The sequence below is a fragment of the Corynebacterium sp. HMSC035E02 genome (assembly GCF_001836065.1).
Classification (GTDB): Bacteria; Actinomycetota; Actinomycetes; order Mycobacteriales; family Mycobacteriaceae; genus Corynebacterium; species Corynebacterium hiratae.
Map to the genome: position 1 here is coordinate 32,018 of NZ_KV827293.1, position 23,176 is coordinate 55,193.

The 23,176-nt window shown below is 61.6% G+C and carries 17 protein-coding genes and 1 tRNA gene; 9 read left to right on the forward strand and 9 right to left on the reverse strand.

Annotation, left to right across the window (positions count from 1 at the left end; translation table 11 throughout):
- Positions 1–155: 155 nt before the first annotated feature.
- From HMPREF2635_RS01075 to HMPREF2635_RS01080, 3 genes are read left to right on the forward strand one after another with little or no spacing between them, the layout of a single operon-like run.
- Complete coding sequence (locus HMPREF2635_RS01075) at positions 156–1,064, forward strand: class C sortase (RefSeq protein WP_070821119.1); 909 nt, start codon at positions 156–158, stop codon at positions 1,062–1,064.
- Positions 1,065–1,068: 4 nt separating this feature from the next.
- Positions 1,069–1,983 (forward strand): isopeptide-forming domain-containing protein, encoded by a 915-nt coding sequence (locus HMPREF2635_RS12815; protein ID WP_083321268.1) that lies wholly within the window; start codon positions 1,069–1,071, stop codon positions 1,981–1,983.
- Positions 1,983–5,489: a prealbumin-like fold domain-containing protein gene (locus tag HMPREF2635_RS01080; RefSeq protein WP_070821120.1), complete on the forward strand. Its 3,507-nt coding sequence runs from the start codon at positions 1,983–1,985 to the stop codon at positions 5,487–5,489. The genes HMPREF2635_RS12815 and HMPREF2635_RS01080 overlap by 1 nt, the downstream gene beginning before the upstream one ends.
- Positions 5,490–5,574: 85 nt before the next feature.
- On the opposite strand, the gene HMPREF2635_RS01085 is transcribed toward HMPREF2635_RS01080, so the two are convergent.
- Positions 5,575–6,504: a class C sortase gene (locus HMPREF2635_RS01085; RefSeq protein ID WP_070517706.1), complete on the reverse strand. Its 930-nt coding sequence runs from the start codon at positions 6,502–6,504 to the stop codon at positions 5,575–5,577.
- A gap of 356 nt (positions 6,505–6,860) precedes the next feature.
- Positions 6,861–6,934, reverse strand: a tRNA-Gly gene (locus tag HMPREF2635_RS01095).
- A gap of 87 nt (positions 6,935–7,021) precedes the next feature.
- Here HMPREF2635_RS01095 and dcd point away from each other — a divergent pair.
- Entirely contained in the window at positions 7,022–7,594 is a 573-nt protein-coding gene (dcd, locus tag HMPREF2635_RS01100; protein ID WP_070821121.1) for a dCTP deaminase, read from the forward strand.
- A 54-nt stretch (positions 7,595–7,648) separates the two neighbouring features.
- On the forward strand, positions 7,649–8,983 hold the full coding sequence (locus HMPREF2635_RS01105; protein ID WP_070821122.1) for a UDP-glucose dehydrogenase family protein: 1,335 nt from the start codon (positions 7,649–7,651) through the stop codon (positions 8,981–8,983).
- On the opposite strand, the gene HMPREF2635_RS01110 is transcribed toward HMPREF2635_RS01105, so the two are convergent.
- Positions 8,913–10,139, reverse strand: coding sequence for a YibE/F family protein (locus HMPREF2635_RS01110; protein ID WP_070821123.1), 1,227 nt, complete (start codon positions 10,137–10,139; stop codon positions 8,913–8,915). The genes HMPREF2635_RS01105 and HMPREF2635_RS01110 overlap by 71 nt on opposite strands.
- Positions 10,140–10,260: 121 nt before the next feature.
- On the opposite strand from HMPREF2635_RS01110, the gene HMPREF2635_RS01115 reads away from it, so the two are divergent.
- Complete coding sequence (locus HMPREF2635_RS01115) at positions 10,261–11,529, forward strand: HNH endonuclease signature motif containing protein (protein WP_070682330.1); 1,269 nt, start codon at positions 10,261–10,263, stop codon at positions 11,527–11,529.
- 95 nt (positions 11,530–11,624) lie between these two features.
- Here the strand turns inward: HMPREF2635_RS01115 and HMPREF2635_RS01120 are convergent, their stop codons facing one another.
- The 4 genes from HMPREF2635_RS01120 to HMPREF2635_RS01135 all read right to left on the reverse strand — a co-directional run bounded on the left by HMPREF2635_RS01120 (position 11,625) and on the right by HMPREF2635_RS01135 (position 17,722).
- A complete protein-coding gene (locus HMPREF2635_RS01120; RefSeq protein ID WP_070596989.1) occupies positions 11,625–12,848 on the reverse strand; it encodes a pyridoxal phosphate-dependent aminotransferase in 1,224 nt (407 codons plus the stop codon).
- Positions 12,849–12,858: 10 nt separating this feature from the next.
- Positions 12,859–13,470, reverse strand: coding sequence for a DUF1707 SHOCT-like domain-containing protein (locus HMPREF2635_RS01125; RefSeq protein ID WP_371326307.1), 612 nt, complete (start codon positions 13,468–13,470; stop codon positions 12,859–12,861).
- Between the two features lie 13 nt (positions 13,471–13,483).
- Positions 13,484–14,707 (reverse strand): cation:proton antiporter, encoded by a 1,224-nt coding sequence (locus tag HMPREF2635_RS01130; protein ID WP_070510984.1) that lies wholly within the window; start codon positions 14,705–14,707, stop codon positions 13,484–13,486.
- 69 nt (positions 14,708–14,776) lie between these two features.
- On the reverse strand, positions 14,777–17,722 hold the full coding sequence (locus HMPREF2635_RS01135; RefSeq protein WP_070821125.1) for a (Fe-S)-binding protein: 2,946 nt from the start codon (positions 17,720–17,722) through the stop codon (positions 14,777–14,779).
- Positions 17,723–17,834: 112 nt separating this feature from the next.
- Between HMPREF2635_RS01135 and HMPREF2635_RS01140 the strand changes: the two genes are divergently transcribed.
- From HMPREF2635_RS01140 to HMPREF2635_RS01150, 3 genes are read left to right on the forward strand one after another with little or no spacing between them, the layout of a single operon-like run.
- Entirely contained in the window at positions 17,835–18,407 is a 573-nt protein-coding gene (locus HMPREF2635_RS01140) for a DUF6230 family protein (protein ID WP_049154769.1), read from the forward strand.
- Positions 18,397–18,861, forward strand: a complete 465-nt coding sequence (locus HMPREF2635_RS01145) for a DUF6114 domain-containing protein (RefSeq protein WP_232745439.1) — start codon at positions 18,397–18,399, stop codon at positions 18,859–18,861. The genes HMPREF2635_RS01140 and HMPREF2635_RS01145 overlap by 11 nt, the downstream gene beginning before the upstream one ends.
- A complete protein-coding gene (locus HMPREF2635_RS01150) occupies positions 18,854–19,450 on the forward strand; it encodes a hypothetical protein (RefSeq protein WP_070682342.1) in 597 nt (198 codons plus the stop codon). Before HMPREF2635_RS01145 ends, HMPREF2635_RS01150 begins: the two co-directional genes overlap by 8 nt.
- A 2-nt stretch (positions 19,451–19,452) precedes the next feature.
- On the opposite strand, the gene HMPREF2635_RS01155 is transcribed toward HMPREF2635_RS01150, so the two are convergent.
- Positions 19,453–21,390, reverse strand: a complete 1,938-nt coding sequence (locus tag HMPREF2635_RS01155) for an ABC transporter ATP-binding protein (protein ID WP_070821126.1) — start codon at positions 21,388–21,390, stop codon at positions 19,453–19,455.
- Complete coding sequence (locus tag HMPREF2635_RS01160; RefSeq protein WP_070821127.1) at positions 21,391–23,109, reverse strand: ABC transporter ATP-binding protein; 1,719 nt, start codon at positions 23,107–23,109, stop codon at positions 21,391–21,393. It abuts the gene before it with no gap.
- Positions 23,110–23,176 lie beyond the last annotated feature (67 nt).

Below are 23,176 nucleotides of genomic sequence, written 5' to 3' on the forward strand. Positions count from 1 at the left end.
TGGTCTGCACTGCGGGTCGGGTAACCAACGTAGGGTGCTCGACCCAGTAAGGGGACTGGGCTAGGAATAGATTGCAGTTCCCTTCTTTCTCTCTCGTTGTTATCCCGGTCGCGCGGTGTTTGCGCGTGGGGCATTGATTTGGGTGGTGCGGGTCGTTGACTTCGGTGTTAGACCAAGATTCGAGCCGGCGGCACAGGCGCCGTGGAGGTCTAGTCCTTCCGGTGATAGTCGTTGTCGTCGGGTTGTTGGTGATGCTGTACCCAGTGGTCTCGACTGCCTGGAACAACTGGAATGCCTCACGGATAGCGCAGGAATATGCGAGACTGGATAAAGAGACACCGGCGCAGGTGCAAGACTCCGTATGGGATGCTGCGCATGCGTACAACGAGGAGCAGACTTCGGGTCCGATTCTGGATCCGTGGCTGAACCGTATCGGGGTAGATAATCCCGATTATGAGGCTTATCTGAATCAGTTGGGTGAGACCGAAGCGATGGCCCGCCTTGTATTCCCAGCAATAGACGTCGATCTGCCGGTGTTTCATGGCACCGCGGATAAGACACTGCAGCGGGGCCTGGGGCATTTGTATGGCTCTGATTTGCCGGTAGGTGGACTAGGAACCCATTCCGTCATTACAGGGCACACCGGCCTGGCGAATTCGACGATGTTTGATCATCTCGACTCTGCTTCTGAGGGGGATGTTTTCTACATCCAGGTGGCTGGCCACAAATTGAAATACGTCGTAGACGACATCCAAGTGGTGCTGCCAAGTGAAGTGGATAGTCTGCGTCCAGTCGCCGATCAGGACTACGTCACGCTGATTACGTGCACCCCGTACGGGATCAATACGCACCGCTTGTTGGTGCGCGGTCATCAGGTTCCTTTGGAGCCGGGAGAGGAGTCGGTGTTCGACGCCTCCCACGGACCGGGCTGGCAGTGGTGGATGTACGCACTGTTGGCTGCGGTGATTGTCATTGGTTGCTGGCTGGTGTGGTGGCTTCGACGCCAGAAGACGGTTGCTGGAGCACAAGAAGTTATTAATGAGGAAAGTAGCGTGCGGGAGTAAGGCGATGAAGAGGTTGACAAATGCGTGGTCGGCCCGAGTAGCTGCCGTGGGAGTAGCGTGTGCGATTGCGTTCGCAGGGCCGGGCATGGTTGCTGCAGAAGCGGTACAGGTTGCCGGGCAGCAGTCCACTGGTGCGGAGCGCACTATGGCTACGGATACGGTGACGGTTCGGCTTACGCAAGGCAATCCGAGTGATGATGGTCAGGCACCTTCGGGAAAGATTCAGGGAGTCACGATTCATCTGGCCCGGCTTGCCGGTTTGGACCCGACCAACGCTGACGACGCAGCTCGCGTACGGAACGCGAATCTCGACGAGGTTCGTGATTGGCGCACCGATGTGCACGTAGAGCAGATCACCAACGTCAACGGAGAGGTGACGTTTGATGGTCTAGCTCATGGCTTCTATGTGGTGACATCTTCGGCCCCGGATGATTCCTATCGGGAGATCAACCCGTTTGTGGTAGCGGTTCCATTCCACACGGTGGTAGATAACCCGAATCCGGTACCAGGAGTAATCGTGGCTAAGACCCACAAACCGGGTGAAACGCCGACGCCGCCGACGACTCCAACGGCCCCGACAACTTCACCGACAACCTCGAATACTCCATCGACAACCCCGAGTACCCCGCGGACAACGCCGAAGTTTCCACCGGTGTTCCCTCCGTTGATTCCCCCGGTACCACCGACGAAGCCAGGAGAGGCACCGCACGAGCCTGGGGCAACGCCACCTAACAACCCGGAATCTGGTACAACCACAACTCCAGATTCCCCGAACCGTTCGCAAGGGGATGGCGGCTTATTGGCAATGACCGGCGCAGAAGTACTTGGTGTGGTAGCCGCAGCGCTGGCGTTGATAGCCACTGGTTTTGTGATGATTGCCTCTAGCCGCAGGAAGAATTCAGAAAGCGAGGGACGCTAATGTCCTGGACAGATACTCACCCGGCCGAGCGGGTAGTGTACCGCTGGCGGGTTTTAGCGGCGTTCATTGCGGCGCTGGCCCTCATTTTTAGCGTTGCTGCACCGGCTGCTCTGCCCGGCATCATTGGTGCTGTCGCCGAAGCACAAACCACGGCCCTGCGCACCGAGCTCGATTCTGCCGACCAGCAAAGCCTGACTGCTGGCGACTCCGCAACATTTGAAGGCCACTTTGTTGACGCCGGAACCGTGGAGGAGTTGGAGTTCACTGTTGAGACTGCAGGACTGGAGTTCGAAGGCTCGGCCTACACGCTGACTTTCGACGGCGAAGAGATCCCTGTCCGCGAAGGAGACAACCTCGTTGTAAATTCGACCAGCTCTTCAGTGACTTTCCGCATCACTGGCCTTTCTACTGACGTGCCAGAGGGAGCAGCTTTCTCATTGAAGATCCCAGCGGTCGCAGAAGATTCCGAACTGAGCGGGATATCCGTCGATGCGCGTGGAGTAGCCGAGGAGACTACCAGCACGTCTTCAACGGAATCCAGCGAAACCTCAGAAGCTCCTTCGGAAGTGACTGAGCCGCTGGAAATTGCTGACGTAGACGAGGCTCCAGCTCGCCTGATGGCAGCACCGAACATTACCCCGTACGCTGCAGGCGACCGAACCATCACGATGCAAAACGATGGATACGTGCTTAAGGGAAGCCGCTATATCCCGAACTTTAAGATTCCGTCCGGTGAGCTTTTTGGCGGCCAGCTGTCCATTCCACAAGGCACGGTGGTTACCCTCAAATCCAGTGTTAACAGTTATTTATCGACCAACGATGAGGACCTGACGATCTATTACACAGGTGCCAACGGAAGTTGGTACGAGGCGAAGGTGACCTACAAAAAGATTAGCGCTAAAGAGTACCAGGTCACCCTTCCACAGATCACTATTGGCGGTAATGCACAGATACAATTCAAAGGCGTTCATCGCGGGCCGGCCAATACAGTGTTTACCGCTTCTTTTACTGTTCCTGCGAAGGAAGAATGCAAGGATCCGGTAACAAGCAGACAACCAAAGCGTGAACTTACCCCAGCTGAATTTGCCGACGGCAGCCCCATCTACGTGGTGACCAGTGAGCCCCTCGGCCTGAATCGAGATACCTCTGTCCTGCGCCGCCAGATCGACCAAGGGCGTGACTATCAGCAAGTCGGCGAGAAGACACCATGGGTCTATAACTCTTTGGCCTTCAACTCGAGCGATAACTGGCTCTATGCGGTGAGTCAGATTCGCGGCCTAAATGGTGATCCTTGCTATCCGGCAGGAAATCTCCTGCAGATTAATCCGGCGACCGGTAAGGTACATAACCTTGGGCCTATCCTTGCGGCCGGAAGTACCGGTACCCCGTTCGAAACGAGCGGCGACCGGGATGTGCTTAACGCGGGCGTGTATACCAGCGAGGGTTTCTTCGTGGGCAACACATCTACCTCTGGTACTCGGCACCTTTATAGAATCGATGTCGGTAACGTCAACGATGTCGGTAAGGCCACTGCTAAACGTGTGTTCGGAAACCAGCAGTCTTTTTCGGAGGACTGGGCGGTGCTCCCGCAAGCCCAGAAGTATATGTGGGGTTTCCAGAGTAAGTCTAAGGCAGGCGACAAGCTTATCCTTGAACGCATTGACACACAGACCGGCGAAATCACGACTTGGGATCTCACCGGTATCAAGACGTTGGATGGGCGTACGATCTCTAACCCTTCTGCTTCCTGGGGTAAGGCGTGGACCTATTCCAATGGAAACCTGGGTTTTGGCTCGGGTAGTGCGAATGCGAATCAGCTGGGCTTTGAGTTGAAAATCACTAACCCGGATCTCGATAGTCCGACGTTCGAGTTGGTCAACATAATGAACAACCTGCCTGCTTCATTTAACACGGACGCGGCCTCCGACCTAGTTCCGCCGCCGCCAGCGCTGCAATCAAACATTGCGGTGAAGAAGCAACGCTCTGAAACCAAAGTAGTAGACGGAGAGGTGCGTACTTTCTGGACCATCTCCGTGGAAAATACAACAAACAACCCAAGCTCAGGTGGTACGTTTTGGGAGTACCTGCCGACGGATACCCACTATGGTGTGAACGCTTCGGATCCTACTGCTAAGTTTGAAGGCTTCGGGCCGGGTTCCACACTCGTCAACGAACGTCCGCCAGGTCCCAAAGAGATTGGTTCGGGGACTGGTATCTATGCCGGAATGACCCTGCCGTCAGCTACAGCTGGTGAGTCGCCGTACATGATGGGCTACGTTGGTACTCTTCCCGGACGCGCAAAGGTAGAGTATGTCGTCTCGGCGCCTGTACGCAAAGATGAGAACGGCAATCTTAAGACGGTGTGTAGTCCGAACAAGGTGGCTTTCCAGGCCACGGACGGGGAGTCGAGCCCGGCTGAAGATGACAACGTCGCTACTGAAGCCTGCTTCAGCAAGGTTGCCGTCGACAGTGCACCGCAGCCGGTCCCGGGTGAGTCGAACGAATACACCGCGAAGTACAACGTCGTGGTGGAGGCACCGGACGCACCTGGTTTCGACACCAACGACGTGATCTACGGGAAGCTGACGGACACCCCGAAGTTCGTTGGCGCAGCCTCGGTTACTGGAGCCTCTGTGGTCTTCAAGGACGAGTTCAACAAGACCAGCGAGCCGCAGTCCTATCAGGGTGCCGGTCCGTACGAACTCAATAAAAATGAGACTCCGAAGATCATTAAGCCCGAGGGCACCAGGCAGCACGTCTACGAAGTGACGGTGCGCTTCAAGCTGGACCGTACAAAGCTGGATAGCACCTCCGTGCCGGATGGATACCCGAGCCAGCCTGCCGGTAACTCCCGCTGCTACACCAAGGGTGGCCTTTATGAGCCCAACTTTGGCCTCATGAACGAGGCGGAAATGGGTGGCTGGAAGGATACCGGCTGTATCCCGCTGGAGAGCAAACAGATGGATGTCCTGCTTGAAAAGGTAAGTTACAACCCGGACAAGCCGAAGGAGATCCAAACCGACGAGTTGCTCGACGACGCGCAGTTCACCGTCCACCGCGGTGACGCTGACGGCAACTTGAAGCTCAACGCGGATGGCACCGTCAATACTGATGCTAACCCCGTAGTGAAGCAGTCCACGACCACCACCAGAGGTCGCGTCAAGCTCGAAGGCTTGGACGCCCCTGGCGTGTACTACCTCATCGAGACTAAGGCGCCGGATGGCTTTAACCTGCTGCCCGCGCCGATCAAGTTCTCGACGGAATGGGATAAGGATGGCAATGCAGTCATTAAGGTGCTCTCCGGTGGTCCCGCGATCACCGGTAACAGCTGCGCTGAGTCCGACACTGCCGCGAACTGCGTGAAGAAGGTCGGCATCCTTCAGGTCGCTGACACCACCAAGGGCACACTGCCCAAGACCGGTGGTGAGGGCGTAGGCCTGTGGGCTCTCGCTGGGGCCGCGATTATCGCGGCAGGGTGCCTTGCCTTGCGACGTCGCCCGGCATAGAACCAGCGCTTGCAGCTACTTTTAGAAAAGGCCCGCTCTTCCAACAACCAGGGAAGGGCGGGCCTTATTGCATATTCATTGTCGGTTAGGAGTCCTGCGGGTCGTCGTCAAGCACGGCGTCCTTAGCGTTGCTGACATATTTGCGCCACCAGTAGATGAGTAGAAGCATGATGATGGCTGCGGCAGCCAGAATGGCCCACATCCACCACTGCCAGTGCACACCCGAGCTGTTGAATGCGGCCTCGTCTTTCGGATCCATCGGCACTCGGTGGCCGGTGACGAGCAAGCGGTGGGTGTTAACCCCGTAGGGGGTACAAGTAATGAGCGTAACGATGTCTTGGCCCGGTACGCGGTGGAGCGAGCTGGTGTCTGCTGGCTCGACGACCCGAATATCGTGCACCTCGTACTTGAGCTTCTCGCCGCCGGCGGCGATGTAGAAAGCATCACCCTTCTTGACCTTGGTGAGATTGTCCCACAGCGTGGCGTTCTGTAGACCTGTGTGGGCAGAGAGTGCTGCGTGCCGGCCCTCGCCGTCGCCTATTCCGCCGACGGGTAGGTCCGTGCCGTAGAGGTGGCCCGCACCGCGGGAGAGTGCCTTCTCCGACGTGCCGTGATAAATAGGCAGATCAGAATCGATGGAAGGGATGACGATGCGGCCCATGGCATCGGTCTCAGACAATACCGACAGGTACTGGCGGTATCGCTGGTACTCGGGGGAGTCTTCGTCATCGGTGGTGGTCCAAGCGTCGTCGATGCTGATCTGGCCCAACCCGGCGTTGTAGGCTTGTGCTTCCTCCCACGCGGTGTGCAGAACCTCAGGCGGGGCTTGTTTTTCGAGCTTCGCGTACTCTTCCGCGGCGCGGGACTGGTTGTAGTTGTTCCATTGCGTGGCTACGACGGGGTAGAGCAGGACGCCAAGGCCGACGAGAATCAGGATCAACGCGATGATGGCGTTGTGGTTGGTGCCTTTTTTCTTGGGTGCGTCGGTGATTCCCGCTGGTTCGTTCTTGCCCATTGTGTCCTGCCTGTGTGGAGTCTGTTGCCGCGCACCCTTGAGTTGACGTGGGGCGCTTGAAGAGATTTTTAGAAGCTCAGACTAGGGAAGGTGCAGTCCTGAGAGAAACCATATCTGTTCCTAGTCGCCGATAACGAAACACAGAGCTTCATACTGATTCAGAATGGCCTCATCGATAGTTAGGATTTGATCTATCGCACGAAGTTCGCGGAGTTCATCGATTGTGCGGGGCGCAAGATCTTGAAGTATATGCTCACGCTCAGAGCGAAGCTCCGCTGTGGTTTTCGGCGTGAAGATAGGGGCTGTCATGGTCCATCCTGCAGGTATGAAATTAGTCCATGAGCTGGAAAGATAAGTGGAGCCGACGACGGGAATCGAACCCGCGCCAGCAGCTTGGGAAGCTGCAGTTCTACCATTAAACTACGTCGGCGCAATGCAGATTGTGCATCGCTGTAAAGCTTAGCACCGCCGCCGTCCGAGGCCATAAAAGGCCCAGTGGGGAGGTAGACTATGAGCCGTGCTTCTTTCTGATCGTGATATCCGTGCCGCCATCGCCGCTGATGCTCCCGAGCGTTTGAGCATCGAGCCTTTCGACGCCGAGATGGTCCAGCCTTCCTCCATCGATGTGCGCTTGGACAAGTTCTTCCGCGTGTTCAATAACTCGCGCTACACGCATATCGACCCCAAGCGGGAAATGCCGGACCTCACCAGCGAGGTGGAGGTGGCCGAGGGCGATGCCTTCGTCCTGCACCCAGGCGAGTTCGTGCTGGGTGCCACGCTGGAGAAGTTCACTTTGCCGGCCAACCTCGCAGGCCGCTTGGAGGGCAAGTCTTCCCTGGGGCGCCTGGGTCTGCTGACGCACTCCACGGCGGGCTTCATCGATCCGGGCTTCTCCGGGCACATCACGCTCGAGCTGTCTAACACCGCGAACCTGCCCATTTCACTGTGGCCGGGGATGAAGGTGGGCCAGTTGGCAATCTTTAAGATGTCCTCGCCGGCGGAGGCGCCGTACGGCTCCGGCGCTCTGGGCTCGAAGTACCAAGGCCAGCGCGGGCCAACACCGTCGAAGTCCTATCTGAACTTCCGCTAAACATTCTGCACCTCGTCGGGCAAGCCGGCACAGGAGCGCCTAAAATAGCCGGTTATGCGTATGACTGTTATTGGTACCGGCTACCTAGGTGCGACACACGCCGCCTGTATGGCGGAGCTCGGCCACGAGGTACTCGGTGTAGATGTTGATGAAAAGAAAATTGAAGCCTTAAAGGGCGGCCGCGTGCCGTTCTACGAGCCTGGCCTGCCGGAGGTACTCGAGCGCAACATCGAGGCCGGCCGTTTGGATTTTTCCACCAGCTATGATGACGCCGCGGAATTCGCCAACGTGCATTTCCTCGGTGTCGGCACCCCGCAGGCCCACGGCTCCTATGCCGCGGATCTCACCTACGTGGAGTCCGTCATCACGGAGCTCGTGCCGCGTCTCAAGGGCGAGCACATCATCTTCGGCAAATCCACCGTCCCGGTAGGCACCGCGGCGCGGTTGCAGGAGATGGCCGATGAACTGGCCCCAGAGGGCACCAGCGTGGAGATTGCCTGGAACCCGGAGTTCTTGCGTGAGGGCTACGCCGTCAAGGACACCATCACCCCGGACCGCATCGTCCTCGGCGTTGGCGAACTCGCCGAAAGTCGAGCCGAAGAAATCGCCCGCGAGGTCTATGCCCAGCCGCTGGCACAGAACACCCCGTTCATCGTGACCGACTTGCAGACCGCCGAGCTGGTCAAGGTCTCCGCTAACGCCTTTTTGGCCACCAAGATTTCCTTCATCAACGCCGTGTCTGAAATCTGCGAGATTGCAGGGGCGGACGTGGTCAAGCTTGCCGACGCCATCGGCTACGACGAGCGCATCGGCCGCAAGTTCCTCGGCGCTGGCCTGGGCTTCGGCGGTGGTTGCCTGCCCAAGGATATCCGCGCCTTCATGGCGCGTGCCGGCGAGCTGGGTGCGGACCAGGCCCTGACCTTCCTGCGCGAGGTCGACGCCATCAATATGCGCCGCCGCGACCGGGTGGTGGACCTGGCCAAGCAGGCTTTCGATGGTTCCCTTTTGGGCCACCGCGTTACCGTGTTGGGCTGCGCTTTCAAGCCCAACTCGGACGACGTCCGCGATTCGCCAGCACTCTCCGTGGCCGGTTCGCTTTCCCTAGCAGGAGCCGCCGTGACGGTCTATGACCCGCAAGGTATGGAGAACGCTAAGAAGGTGTTCCCGACGTTGAACTACGTGGCGTCGGCAAGCGAGGCGCTCAAGGACACCGAGCTGGTCATCCTCGCTACTGAGTGGCAGGAATTCCGCGACCTCGACCCGGCTGAGGCCGGCGAGCTCGTGGCCCGCCGCCACATCATCGATGGGCGCAACGTGCTCAGCGTCGATGCTTGGCGCGAGGCTGGCTGGACCGTCGAGGCGCTTGGTCGCGTCCTTCCGGCACAGTAAACGCCGCAATCGCGGTGGTCAGCGGTACCGCAAGTGTCAAGGCCATCGCGCCCAGCAGGGAGCGCAGAACCTCCGTGGCGACGAGGTCACTGGAGAGGATCTGCAGGGCTGGGCGCTGCGCCGCCGTGATGAGCATGAGCAGGGGCAGGGCCGCGCCGGTATAGGTCAGCACGATGGTATACACCATGGAAGCGATATGGTCGCGGCCCACCTTCATGGCTGACATGAAAAGCGCGCCGGGCCCGGCTGCGGGGTCGGCGGCGTGGAGCTCGCGCACGGTGGAGGCCTGCGCCACCGCGATATCGTTGAGGCTGCCGAGCGCACCAATGATGAACCCGCACAGCAACACTCCCACGACGGAAACCCCTGGCATGTAGAGCAGTAACTTGAGGTTATCTTCCGAGCTCGAGCCTGTTAGCGCCGTGCTGCTTATCGACGCCCACCCCAACGCCCCCGACAACGCTAGCGCCACCAATGCGCCTCCCAGGGCGGAGGCTGATTTCCAGTTCACGCCGTGCACGAGAGGAACGGCGAGGAAAAGGATGGCCGCGCAGGTCACGAGCGCTAGTGGCAGCGCCGAATGGCCCTCAATGAGAGAGGGGATGAGGTAGAAGAAGACGATTGCCAAGCTGATTACAAGACCCACCAATGCGCGCAGTCCGTGCCAAGCGGCGAAGCCGACGATGACAAGGGCCGCGATGATAGCCCACAACGCAAGGTTTCCATTGCGCTGAAAATCAGCGAAGGCATAGGTGCCGTCGCTGGAAACTGTCAGAATTACCTCGTCACCGGGGTGGAGGGTCGGGTCACTGGCCACGCCATAGAATACGAGCTGCGTCTTGCGGCCTGCGTCTGCGCCGGAGGTCAGGTCAATGAGGGCGCGGGAGCAGGAGGTGTCGTCGCCCTCGGCGGGGATGAGCGGGGCTTCGTCGAAAGCCCGGCCGGCATGGGGATCGCTGCAAAGATGATGATCGATGCGGTCGACGGTTCCGGTCACCTGTGGCTGATTGAGCGCATAGGTAGCGAAGAAATCGGCGCTGGTGTGCTCGGATGGCGGGGTGGTGGGGCGTAGTAGAAACAAACCCGCAAGCGTTATCAGGGCGGAGAGGCTAAGAAAACTGATGAGCCCAGTACGCCACGGATTCAGGTTAGTCATGCCTATCATTGTGAATGAGTTTCATTAAAAAGAAAACTAATGATGACACGATCAACAAGTTATCCACAGGCTGGCGGCGGCGCCGTTGTGCGGTGCGGGTGGGGCGTTTAGCGTTGCTGGCATGAACCTTGTGGAAGCGCATCTTCGCAGCCAGGCGGCGGGCATCGAGCTCGTCGCCGGCGTTGCGGGGCTCAGCTTCGAGCAGCTTCGGGTGTGGGGTCCGGAGTCTGCGGCACGCTCTCTGCTGGCGCTTTTCGACGTCTACTTTGCCTCCACCTCCTTCACCCGCAAACAGGCGCGTGCCGTTTCGGCCGCCCGTGCCAATGGGCACGACCTGCCCACGCTGTTGCTCATTGAGCGCTTCGCAGGAAGGCTGAAGAAACAGCACCAGGCGTGGGATCTGCGCATTGAGCTGTGCGGAATCGCTGGCGATGAGAAGGCCGTGGCCCGCTATGCGCGCAAGCGCATTCGCGAGCTCAGCCCGCCGCCCGCGCCGAAGCCGGGAGTGACAATTCGCCGGGGAAAGGAGCTATCCAAGCTCACGCTCACGGCTCCGGCTGCACTCATCGAGGACCTGCGGCCCAATATCGATGAGGAGGATCCTGTGGGTTCCTTCACGGCCGCGTTTCGCGAGGGCCGCCTCGCCCGCCCCGTTGCCCAGACCCTCGCCGTCATGGAGCTTCCCGAGTACGCCACAATCTTGGGACGCTTGGGCGACCCGTCCACCCCGCGCCCCGATTCCGCGGATCCTGCTTCCGCCGCTCCAATAGCCCCAAATTCTCCTTCGGACCAGCCCACTATCAGTAGCTGCGCCGACGAGTCTCAGGACAACGCAGCCCCAGACCTCGGGGATATAGTGATTCAGCTATCCAACGGCGCCAAGATCACGGGCAAAGAGCTCATCGAGCGCGAGCTCGCCGAAGAAGGCCTCGTCATGATTGTTGACCGCGTCAAAGGCCCCGTGGAACTCCACCGCACCCAGCGCGTCGCCTCGGAGAAGCAGCGCATCATGGCCTGCGGTGAGCAACCCACCTGCGCCTGGGATCGCTGCCTGTGCGGCGCCGATTATTCCCAGATACACCACATCACAGAATGGAGACACGGCGGCGAAACGAACCCCGAGAACCTCACTCCGCTGTGCAAATACCACAACGCCATCAACGGCTTGCCGGGTCGCGGCCGCATTGTGCGCGAAAACGGCAAGATTAAATGGGTACCGGCCGGCCCCCGCGATCCGCGGGAACCGGCCCACCCGCATCGCGCGCCGCGCGCCCAGCGCATCCGCGAACACGAGACAGCCGGCACGGGCCATGGATTCGCCCCTCCCCGCAAACCCGCCACGCCGCCGACACGTTCCGAGCCGGGAAGCCCCGCTCCGCCCGACCGCTAGTGCTTGAGGCAAGGGGGCGCGCACGCTTTTGAACCGAGCGCGCCTCTTTGCTCCTGCCCGATTGTGGGAAGCCTAGTTGTCAGTAGTGTGCAGTGCTACTGGCGGTAGCTCACCAGGAAGTTGCCGAGCCGCTCAATCGCGTTCTCCAGCTGCGAAGCCCACGGCAGCGTGACCACGCGGAAGTGATCCGGCGTAGGCCAGTTGAAGCCGGTGCCCTGCACCATGAGGATCTTCTCGGCGCGCAGGATGTCGAGCATGAGCTTCGCGTCATCGTGAATCTCATACACCTCCGGGTCCAGGCGCGGGAAGCAATACAGCGCGCCCATCGGCTTCGTTACGGACACGCCCGGAATCTCATTGAGCTTCTCGTAGGCAATGTTGCGCTGCTTGAGCAAGCGCCCGCCCTCACCGGTGAGCTCATAAATCGACTGCCGCCCACCAAGCGCGACCTGAATTGCGTGCTGCGCCGGCACATTCGGGCATAGGCGCGTGCCCGCCAGCAAATCCAGACCCTCAATGAAACCGCGGGCATGGGACTTCGGGCCCGTCAGCACCATCCAGCCGGCGCGGTAGCCGGCCACGCGGTAGGCCTTCGACAGGCCATTAAACGTGATCGTCAGCAAGTCCGGCGCCAGGGAGGCAATCGAAATGTGCTTCGCGCCGTCATAAAGAATGCGGTCATAAATCTCATCCGCCAGAATCAGCAGATTGTATTCGCGTGCTACCTCAACGATTTTCTGCAGCGTTTCACGCGAGTACACAGCACCCGTCGGGTTATTCGGATTAATGACCACAATGGCCTTGGTCTTCTCCGTTACTTTCGCGCGAATATCTTCAATGGACGGATTCCAATCATCCTCCTCATCACACAAATAGTGCACAGGTGTGCCACCCGCCAGCGACGTCGCCGCCGTCCATAGGGGGTAGTCAGGGGCGGGGATGAGAACCTCGTCGCCGTCGTCAAGCAGCGCCTGTGTCACCATCGAAATCAGCTCGGAGACGCCGTTGCCCAAGTACACGTCATTGACGTCGAAGCTGGGGAAATCCTCCAGCTCATAGCGGGTCACAATCGCGCGCCGCGCCGGGATAATACCCTTCGACGTGGAGTAGCCCTGCGAGGTCGGCAGCGCCGCAATCATGTCGCGCATGATGACATCCGGCGCATCGAAACCAAACACCGCCGGGTTGCCGGTGTTGAGCTTCAGAATGCTGTGCCCGTCGAGCTCCATGCGCTCGGCTTCCGTGGAAACCTCGCCGCGAATATCGTAGGCAACGCCTTGTAGTTTGGTGGATTGATCAAAAATCCGGTTGTGTGTCATGCCGGATATGTTACTTCTGGTTCCACTGCTCCAGCTTGCGTTTGGCCAGATTCATCGCATCGCCGGTGATTTCGCTTGCTTGACGACGCCTCTCCGCCCACTGCGCCTGCTCCAACGCCCGCATCTGCGCGCGTTCCTCCGCGCCCGCGGCCTTGAGCTCGCGCATGCGCTGGCGCTCGATCTGGCGCGGCGACGGGCGATGCCAGGATTCCGGGCCCACCTTGGCCACGTACAGCATGATCCACAACGCGGGGATGAGGAAAAGCAGGCCGGTGCCGGTGAGTGCGGCGGTGGCCCCGGACAGGGTGGCGAAGGATGCGATCGCTCCGAACAGTAGCCCGAGGGAGCCAACCAATGCGGTGGCCAAGCGGGGTTTCCGGGTTGACTGGTAGGCGCGCGCGACGTCGCCCTGGGAGTAAATCTTCAGCTCGCTGCTGGCCTTGGTGGGAATGTCCATGAAGACTTCTGCCAGCTCGCGGCGGGTGGTGGCGCGCATGACGGCGTCGGTGCGGTCCTCAAACTCATCCATGGTCAGACGGCCTTCACCCAGCGCCTGGGCGAGGTCGTTGACGGCGTCGGTCCGTTCGGCGTCGGAAAGCCGCATGCTGAAGGGATTAGTCACGCCCTATATTCTATCAGCCCTTTTCTTCCGCCTTTTCGCGCACGAGGCCGGAGAGGAACGGGAAGATTGCGACGGTGAGGGCACCGCCGGCGATGAAGATCGAGGCCATTTCTGTATCGACGATGCCCGAACCCACCGCAAGCGTCATCACCGCCACGATGATGGGCAGGCCGGTCGCCGCGTAAAGGGCCACCTGGATGCGCTCGCGGGTGGTTTCGACGTCGGAGCCGGTCTGGTGGATGTTCTCGCGCAGGAACACCGGCAGGCCGCGGGTGACCAAGATGAGCAGCGGAATGCCGAGGACCTTGAGGGGTTCGTCCACGATGACTTTCCAGTCAATCGCCATGCCAGAGACCACGAAGAAGACGGGGATGAGCATGGAATAAAACACCACGTCGAGGCGGTTCTCCAAGCCCTTATGAAACTCGTCGGGCACGATGCGGTTCAAGATGATGCCCGCCGCGAAGGCACCCAGCACGATATCGAGCTCAAAGACCGCCGTGACCGCCATGAGAATCGCCAGAATCAAAATGATGAGGCGCATGATGGTTTGGTTAGTGGAGCCCGCCCCGGAGATGAATGCTTCCTTGAACCACGGCATGAGGGTGGTTATGGCAAAAGGCATGACAGCGACAGCCACGGCAATCGCGATGAAAGCGAGAAGAATCAGCATCGTTGCCCAGGTGGAGCGCGTTCCCAAAAGGAGCGCCATCGCGGTAATCGGCGCGACCTCACCGATGGCGCCGTGGATGACCACGGAATCGCCTACCCGCGTGCCAAGCAGCTTGTCCTGTTTGAGCATCGGCGTGATGGTGCCCAGGGCCGTCGACGTCAAAGCAATTGCCATGACGATGGCGCCGGGGATGTCGTCCATGAGGAAGTAGGCACCAACACCACACACCACCATGCAGATGAGCCAGGTGGAGAGCCCCGTCGCGGCTTCTTTCGACTTCAGGGTGGCGAGGTCAATTTCAAAGCCCGCAAGCAGGAACAGCGCGCCAACGCCGAGTTCCTTGAGCATCCCGATGCCGGGGTCCTCATTTGCTAGGTCCAACATCGATGGGCCGATGAGCATGCCGAAGAAAATCAGCAGCGCCACGGCCGGCATCTTCTTGCCCAGGGCATGAGACACCAACGGCGCCAGCAGCGCCACCGCCATAATCCATGCGAAGGACACCAGCGAGTTGGTGTAGTTGGTCTCGCCCGAGGCGAGGACGTAGGTCACGTCAGATTGCATGGAGTAGAGCGTACCTGTGCGATATAAAGCTCGCCTACCCTGCGCGGCGGTGGTGTGGCGGACGTCGCACTAGTCCTCGCTTTCCGACGCCCCCGGAGCCTTCGGCGGGGTAGTTGGCGCGGACGGGGCCTGCGGTACGGACCCCGTGTTTGGCGCACTCGGCGCCGCTGGAGCGCTGGGCGTAGGCGGTGCTGAAGGGGCGGCTGGTGCCTGAGGCGTCGTTGGCGTGCTCGGGGCGGCGGGAACGCTTGGTGCTGCGGGCGCTTGCGGTGCGTTTGGTGCAGCGGGAGCACCGAGAACGTTTGACGCTGGGGCCGCCGGTGCACCGGGAGCGCTTGGCGTTGTTGCAGCCTTGGGTGCCGCCGGTGCAGTCGGTACAGCTGCAGCGTTTGGCGACGATGGTGCACCGGGCGCCTGGGGCGCGGCTGGTGCCTGCGGTACAGAGGCTGCGTTCGGTGCCGGAGTGTGTGCAGATGGAGCTGCGGGTGCGTCTGGCGCGGACGGTGCCGTAGGTGCTTTGGGAGCACTCGGCGCTGTAGGAGCGGTTGGAGCTCCTGCGACATGCGGCGCAGCTGGTGCCTGCGGTGCACTGGGCACCGTTGGAGCAGATGGACTCTGTGGTGCACTGGGAGCAGAGGGCGCTTGTGGCGCAGATGGAGTCGAGGGTGCTGCAGGCGTGTTCGGCGCGCTGGGGGCAGCCGGCGTTGATGGTGCCTGCGGTGCAGCGGATGGCGCCGTAGGTGCGCTCGGCGCGGCAGGAGGCGTTGGCATTGCCTGTGGTGCGCTGGGCGCGGCGGGCGCTTGCGGTGCGCTCGGCGCAGACGGAGCTGCGGGCGCGCTGGGGGCAGTCGGAGGTGTCGGCGCCGCAGACGTACTTGGTGCAGCGGTGGGGGCCTGCGGAGAGCTTGTTGGGGCAGATTCCGCAGCGAGTGTTTCCGGGGAAGGCGCGGTGGAATCTTCCACGGGCAGGCGGCGGGGAGTGTCGAGGAAGGCCTTCTCGCGCGGGGCGGGAAGGTCGCCGGAGGGGGCAATGGCGTCGCGAAGCATGAGCGCCACATCGCTGACCTGTGTCTGCGGCGCGATGGACTTCACGCCACCCGTCAGCATGACATTGCAGAACGGGCAGCCCGTCGCAATCTGCTCGGCACCGGTCGCCACGGCCTGCTCCGAGCGGAACTCGTTAACTCGCTTGCCCTGGTTTTCTTCCATGAACATGCGCGCGCCACCGGCACCGCAGCAGAAGGCCTCGTCGCGGTTGTGGTCCATCTCCGCCAGCGTTGCGCCGGTCGCCTCGACGAGTTCACGCGGCGGGTCGAAGACCTTGTTGTGGCGGCCCAGGAAGCACGGGTCGTGATACGTAACGGGTCGGCGGTTCTCCGGCGACCGTGGCACGGGCACGAGCAGCTTCTCCCGCACCAAACGGTTGAGCAGCTGCGTGTGGTGCAGCACATCGAAATGGCCGTCGAAGTCCGGGTACTCGTTGCGAATCGTGTTGAAGCAGTGCGGGCACGTCGTGATGATTTTGCGTTGGCCTTTGGGGACGCCGGCGAAGGCGTCGTTAAGCGTGGCAACGTTCTGCTCCGCCATCACCTGGAACAGGAACTCATTGCCGGCACGGCGCGCCGGGTCACCGGTACAGGTCTCGCCCGTAGCCAACACACCGAACTTCACGCCCGCAGTGTGCAGCATGTCCACCACCGCGCGCGTTGTGGCGCGGCCCTTGTCGTCGTAGGCACCCGCGCAACCGACCCAGAACAGGTACTCCAGGTCCGAAAAATCCGCAGCGTCCTCGCCGATGATCGGCACCTCGATGCCGTCGGAACGCGCCTCATCGATCCACGCGCGGCGCTCCGAAGCGTTGCGCCCCCACGGGTTGCCCTTCGTCTCCATGTTCTTAAACAGCCCGGTCAGCTCCGACGGGAAGTCGGACTCCGCCAGCACCTTGAAGCGACGCAGGTCCGCCACGTGGTCGATGTGTTCGATATCCACCGGGCACTGGTCAACGCAAGCACCGCAGTTGGTGCAGGACCACAGGACGTCATCATCAATCGTGCCCGCCATCGCCAGCACGTTGAGCCCCTCATGCGGGTTGTAATTATCCAGCGCGCCCTGGCGCAGGTCCATCATGAGCTTCTTCGGGCTCAGCGGCTTCTCGGTGTTCCACGCGGGGCACAGGTCTTGGCAGCGGCCGCATTCGGTGCAGGAGGAGGCGTCGAGAAGCATTTTCCAGCTCCCCGGCTCGAGGTCCTCCAAGTCCGGCGTGGGTAGCGCGCCGAGCGCCTTCTCACCGTCCGCGTTGCGTTGGAAGAAGATGTTGAAGAACGCCAGGAAGCGGTGCCACATCACGCCCCATTGGAAGTAGTGGGCGATGCACGCGATGAACACCAGGCCCGTCAGCAGCTTCACCAGGGCAAAGAATTGCACCATGCTTGGCGACGCCTGCATCATCCCCGCCACATGCATCGTCAAGAAATCAGCCCACGGCGACCCACCGCCGTAGGTGGCGATGGCGGCGGCCTTGACGGCGAGCATACCGAGGCCTTCGAGGAAGACGATGGCCTCCACCAGGCGTGCGGGGAAGACTTGTGAGTTGTAAAAGCGGCTGCCGCGATCGGTGTGGCCGAGCTTCAGGCGCACGCCAATGAGGAAGCAGATGCCGAGCACGGTGCCGATGGCGAGGACCTCTTCGATGAAGTGGTACACCGGCCAGTCGCTGAGCCACGGCCAGCCCTTATCGGGCGCGAAGGTTTGGATATAGGCCTCGAACCACACGATGGCGCCGAAGAGGAAGCCCACCATGACGAGCCAGTGCGCGGCGTTGACCAGCGGCCGGCCTTTGAAGTGGGTATGGCCGAAGACTTCGATGAGCACGCGGCCAAGGCGCGCCAGGGGCCGGTCGGTACGGTTCAGCTGCGTGGGCCCGCCGGAGCGGATGAACCGAAACAGCGCCGTGAGGCGGTAGAAAAAGTACAGCCACACCGGGATCGATGCGGCGATGGCAACCCAGCCGAACATGCGCGCTCCTTTAATTGCTGCTGTGCGTGCCTCCTACCTTAAATCCCCCGGCCCCAAATCAGTGAGTCAGCATTCAGCTATCATCTTGAGGGCTAAGAATTCAGGAGGCGTTGTGGGCAGAATCAATGTTCCGAAGGCCGCGGTGGGCCTCGTTGCGGGCTTCGCAGCATTCGGAGTGGCCGGAGTTGCGGTTGCGCAGGGCGGTCTGACGGCGAATCTGGCGCTCTCGGGTACGTTCTTCAACGTCAACATTCGTCACTTGGAAGGCGATGGCTTTTCCTTGTTTGTGGATAGCGACAAGAAGGGCGAGGAGGATGTTCCCACCGCGCGGCTGAAGATGGAACACGCCGTGGCCTCGGATTTGTGTCTTTATGTCACCACTGACCTGCCTGCGGTGGGGGAGTCCACGCTCGCGCTCAAGGCGAAGGGCGATAACAGTGTGGAGGCCACTGGTCTCCTCGTTGGTGCGTCGAATATCGAGGGCTCGCTGGTCATGCAGGACGCGAACGTGGGCATCGACGCCAGCCAGCTGTCCCAGTCCGCCGACCCGGGAACGTGGGGCCTCTATGCCAAGCAGGTTTCGCTGACTGCCGACGACGTGCGCGCCACCTCCATAGGCGCGAAGACGCTATCCGCAAAGAATGTGGGCGTATCTGTGGAGCGGGGCCGCGGCAATGTCTGCTGATCACGCTAGGGATTCCGACGCAGCACTGCATGGAGCAGAAGCGCCGGATTCTCTCGATGTTGACCAGGCTGTAGCTCCCGCGGCAGCCACAGGCGGGGCGTGGGGGCGGTTTAAGACGTGGCGCGCCGGGCGGCCGTTTATTCCGGGGCTGCTGCTCATTCTTTCGGGCATCGTCATCGCTATGCCGGCCTACTTCACGGTGCAGATCTCGGACCTGCTCGTCATGATTTCTACCGTGTCGGGTGTGTCCACCCTGCTTATCGGGGCGTTGCTGGTCATGTTTGGCCTTGGCGCGTGGTTCCGTCCCACCACTGCGACGTATCTGGGGGTACTGGGCATCATCGTGGCGGTCATCGCGCTTCCCACCTCCAACTTGGGAGGCTTTCTCATCGGTTCGCTACTCGGCATCATCGGCGGCGCGCTGACCTTGGCCTGGGAGCCCAGCGATGGTTAACGCTTCGAGGCGCGAAGCTGCCCGACCGGCGCGCGTGAAGGTCGGGGTAGCCGTGCTCAGCGCGCAGATCCTGGTGAGCAGCGCGGGACCAGTCGGGGCGCAGGTTGCCCCAGCGCAGCCTTATTTTTCCACCGTGCGAGCGGACGAGGTGACTCTGATGGGGAACGTGAAAGCCACATTGGGTACGATGCCCACCCGCGACGGCGAGGTGCGCGTTATCGAGCTCACCGGCGAGCGCCTTGCCGTGCGCAACCTTGCCATCACGCTGCCGGGCAACGCCGGTGATGGGCTGCTCACCACCGGCGGGGCCATAACGACGGTGGAGCCCGCGCGCATCGTGGCGACCTCGCTGACCGCCACGCCCACCGTCGAAGGCGCGCGCACCGTGCCCGTCACGGCAGACCTCACCGGCGGTGACATTAATGCCGTCCTCGACCAGCTCGGTATACCCCAGCCGAATCCTGTCCCAGACGCCGAGCTTCCCGACGCCCTCATGGAACACCTCTCCCTCACCGACGTCACCCTCGAGTTAGCAAACCTCACGGGTGACACGTTCTCGGCCCCGATAATGTCCGTGACGGTCGACTAGCGTTAGTCCTCGCGGAACTGGGACTGGTGGAGGCGCCAGTAGGCGCCGTGGGCGTCGAGAAGCTCGGCGTGGGTGCCTTGTTCGACGATGCGGCCCTCTTCCATGACGATGATGAGGTCGGCGTCGCGAATCGTGGACAGGCGGTGCGCGATGATGAAGGACGTGCGGTCCGCGCGCAGCGCATTCATGGCCTGCTGAACGAGCACCTCGGTGCGGGTATCCACTGACGAGGTGGCTTCATCGAGGATGAGCAGCGCCGGCTGCGCGAGGAAGGCGCGCGCGATGGTGATGAGCTGGCGCTCGCCGGCGGAAATCGCGCCGCCATCCTGGTCAATCTTGGTGTCATAGCCCTCGGGGAGGGAATGGACGAAGCGGTCGACGTAGGTGGCCTTCGCCGCAGCGATGACCTCTTCGTCGGTGGCGTCGAGGCGGCCGTAGCGAATGTTGTCCATGATGGTGCCGTCGAAGACCATGGCGTCCTGCAGCACCATACCTACCTGGGAGCGCAGTTCGCGGCGTGAGATCTGCGCGGTGTCGACGCCATCGAGGCGGATGCTGCCCGAATCGATGTCGTAGAAACGCATGATGAGGTTGACCAGCGTGGTCTTGCCAGCGCCCGTGGGGCCGACGATGGCCGCGGTCTGGCCGGGCTCCACGCGCAGGTTGAGGTCCTGGATGAGCGGCTTGTCGGGGTCATAGGAGAAGTCGACGTCGTCGAACTCCACGAGCCCCTTCGCGCGCCCACCCAAGCGGGAGGTGGATTCCTCGGCGGGTTCTTCCTCGGCGTCGAGGAACTCAAAGACGCGCTCTGCCGAGGCCACGCCCGACTGCACCTGCTGCATCATGCCGCCGAGCTGGCCCAGCGGCTGGTTGAATTCGCGCGAGTACTGGATGAAGGCCTGCGCGCCGCCCAACGTCAGCGAGCCGGAGGCCACCTTCAACGCACCCAGCACCGCGATGACCACGTAGGACAGGTAGGAGATGAACTGCATGATCGGCATCATCATTCCAGCCAGGAACTGCGCCAGCGAGGCGGAACGGAACAGCTCCTCGTTGCGCTTATCAAAGTCCTCCGTCATGGAATCGATGCGCCCGAAGACGGTCGCCAGGTCGTGGCCCGAGAAGGCTTCCTCCACCTGCCCGTTGAGGTCACCGGTGGCCTTCCACTGCGCCTTGAATTGCTTCTGCGCGCGCGAGCCAATCACCGCGATGACCACCGCCGTCAGCGGCAGCGCCAGCAGCGCGACGAGGGCCAGCTGCCAGGACACGGTGAACATCATGACCGTGATCCCGATGACCATGAGCAGGTTGTAGAACAGCTGCGAAATGGCCTGCTGCAGGGCGGACTGGATGTTGTCGGCGTCGTTGGTGGTGCGCGAGAGGAGGTCGCCGCGCGACTGCGTATCGAAGTAGTTCAGCGGCAGCGCATTGAGCTTGGCCTCGATGCTCTCGCGCAGGTCGAAGACGATCTTCATGACCATGGAGTTGAGCAAGTAGCCCTGCCACCACTGGAAGAGCGAAGACACCACGTACATCGCAATTACGATGCCGATAATCGTGCCCAACGTGGAGAAGTCGATGCCGAAGCCAGGGTTCAAGTCCATGGCGGAAGCCATGTCGGCGAATTTATCCTGCCCGCCCGCGCGCAGCGCCGCGATGGCCTGCTCCTTGGTCACCCCAGCCGGCAGCTGGCGGGAGATGACTCCGGAGAAGATGACGTCGGTGGCCTTGCCCATCACCTTCGGCGCGGCCACGGCGAGGAACACGCAGATGATGTTCATCGCCGCAATCGCAAAAAGCTGCACCTTAAACGGCGCGAGCAGACCAAAGAGGCGCTTGGCAGACGGCCAGAAATTCTTGGCCTTGCGCGGGGCGTTCTCGCCGGTCTTTTCCTCGATTGTGGTGTCTTCACTCAACGTAGCGTTGTCCTGCTCAGCCATTTATGCCACCTCCGAGGTCTTCTGGGATTCCACAATCTCGCGGTACGTCTCGGAGGACTCGAGCAACTCCTCGTGCGTGCCGCGGGCCACGACGCGCCCAGCGTCCATGACCACAATCTGGTCGGCATCCACAATCGAGCTCACGCGCTGCGCCACGATGATGGTCGTCGCCTCCGCGGTGTACTCGCGCATTCCGGAGCGCACGGCGGCATCCGTCAGCACGTCGAGTGCGGAGAAGGAATCATCAAAGAGATACACCAACGGGCGGGCGACGAGCATGCGCGCGATGGACAGGCGCTGGCGCTGACCACCCGAGACGTTGGTGCCGCCCTGCGCGATGTGCATGTCGAGGTCCTCAACGAAGTCAGCTTGCGCCACGCGCAGTGCGTTCCACAGCTCTTCGTCGGTGGCCTCCGGCGCACCCAGGCGCAGGTTGGAGGCCACGGTGCCGCTAAACAGGTAGGGCTTCTGCGGGACGAGTCCTACACGCTTGACGACGTCCTTCCGCGCCATGTCGGCGATATCGGTGCCGTCGAGAAGCACGCGTCCCTTCGTCGGGAGGTAGAGGCGCGGGATGAGGGAGAGCGCGGTGGTCTTGCCGGAACCGGTCGCGCCGATGAGCGCGGTGGTGGTGCCGGGGGTGGCGGTGAAGGAGACGTCGTGAAGCACGGGCGCTTCGGCGCCGGCGTACTGGAAGGTGACGTCGTCGAACTCGACGACGCCCGCGGAGCGCTCCGGGGTGCGGGGGTGGGTCGGCTCGGTGATGGAGGGCTCGTGCTCGAGGACGTCGGTGATGCGGCGCGCACAGATGACGGCGCGTGGGAGGATCATCGCCATGAAGGTGCCCATCATGACCGCGGCGAGGATCTGCAGAAGGTACTGCAGGAAGGCGGTCAGTGAGCCGACCTCCACGAGGCCTTCGTCCACGCGGTGGCCGCCGAACCAGAGAACCGCGCCGGTGGCCACGTTGAGAATGACGGTGATGATGGGGAACATGAGGATGAACAGCTGGCCGACCTTGAGGGAGAGATTGGTCAGGTCGCGGTTGGCGGTGCGGAAGCGCTCGGATTCGTGCTCCTCGCGGGTGAAGGCGCGGACGACGCGGATGCCGGCGATTTGTTCGCGCAGGGTGCCGTTCATGACGTCGAGCTTGCCTTGCCAGGCGCGGAAGAGCGGCATGAGCCGGACGATGATGAGGGAGATGGCGGCCAGCAGCACGATGACGGAAACCGCGACGAGCCAGGACATCCCGGCGTCTTCGCGGATGGCCATGATGACGCCGCCGATGGACATGATCGGCGCGGTGACCATGAAGTTGAGCATCATCATGTAGACCATCTGGATCTGCTGGACGTCGTTGGTGCCGCGGGTGATGAGGGTGGCGGTGCCGAAGTTGCTCATGTCCTCGGCGGAATAGCGGGTGACGCGGCGGAAGATGTCGGAGCGCAGGTCGCGGCCGAGGCCCATGGCGGTGCGGGAGCCGAACCAGATGGCGGCGATGGCGGTGAGGACTTGGACGAAGGCCACGATGAGCATGATGCCGCCGGTGCGCCAGATGTAGTCGATGTCTACTTGGGCCACGCCCCGGTCGATGATCTTCGCGTTGAGCGAAGGCAGGTAAAGCGTTGCCGCGGTGGATAGCGCCTGGAGGAGCAGCACCGCGATGACGTAGCCGGTGTACGGCTTGGAGCGGGATAAAAGGATGCGAACGAGTTCCATGTGCCAGCGTTTCGTGCGTGTTGGCGGCCGCGCCGGGCCGCTGGAGAGCATTGACCGCGCAAGTCTA

Coding starts and splice junctions, on each gene's coding strand:
- HMPREF2635_RS12815 (WP_083321268.1), top strand. CDS start 1,069: ATGAAGAGGTTGACAAATGCGTGGTCGGCCCGAGTAGCTGCCGTGGGA.
- HMPREF2635_RS01080 (WP_070821120.1), top strand. CDS start 1,983: ATGTCCTGGACAGATACTCACCCGGCCGAGCGGGTAGTGTACCGCTGG.
- HMPREF2635_RS01085 (WP_070517706.1), bottom strand. CDS start 6,504: ATGGGCAAGAACGAACCAGCGGGAATCACCGACGCACCCAAGAAAAAA.
- HMPREF2635_RS01105 (WP_070821122.1), top strand. CDS start 7,649: ATGCGTATGACTGTTATTGGTACCGGCTACCTAGGTGCGACACACGCC.
- HMPREF2635_RS01110 (WP_070821123.1), bottom strand. CDS start 10,139: ATGACTAACCTGAATCCGTGGCGTACTGGGCTCATCAGTTTTCTTAGC.
- HMPREF2635_RS01115 (WP_070682330.1), top strand. CDS start 10,261: ATGAACCTTGTGGAAGCGCATCTTCGCAGCCAGGCGGCGGGCATCGAG.
- HMPREF2635_RS01120 (WP_070596989.1), bottom strand. CDS start 12,848: ATGACACACAACCGGATTTTTGATCAATCCACCAAACTACAAGGCGTT.
- HMPREF2635_RS01130 (WP_070510984.1), bottom strand. CDS start 14,707: ATGCAATCTGACGTGACCTACGTCCTCGCCTCGGGCGAGACCAACTAC.
- HMPREF2635_RS01135 (WP_070821125.1), bottom strand. CDS start 17,722: ATGTTCGGCTGGGTTGCCATCGCCGCATCGATCCCGGTGTGGCTGTAC.
- HMPREF2635_RS01145 (WP_232745439.1), top strand. CDS start 18,397: ATGTCTGCTGATCACGCTAGGGATTCCGACGCAGCACTGCATGGAGCA.
- HMPREF2635_RS01150 (WP_070682342.1), top strand. CDS start 18,854: ATGGTTAACGCTTCGAGGCGCGAAGCTGCCCGACCGGCGCGCGTGAAG.
- HMPREF2635_RS01155 (WP_070821126.1), bottom strand. CDS start 21,390: ATGGCTGAGCAGGACAACGCTACGTTGAGTGAAGACACCACAATCGAG.
- HMPREF2635_RS01160 (WP_070821127.1), bottom strand. CDS start 23,109: ATGGAACTCGTTCGCATCCTTTTATCCCGCTCCAAGCCGTACACCGGC.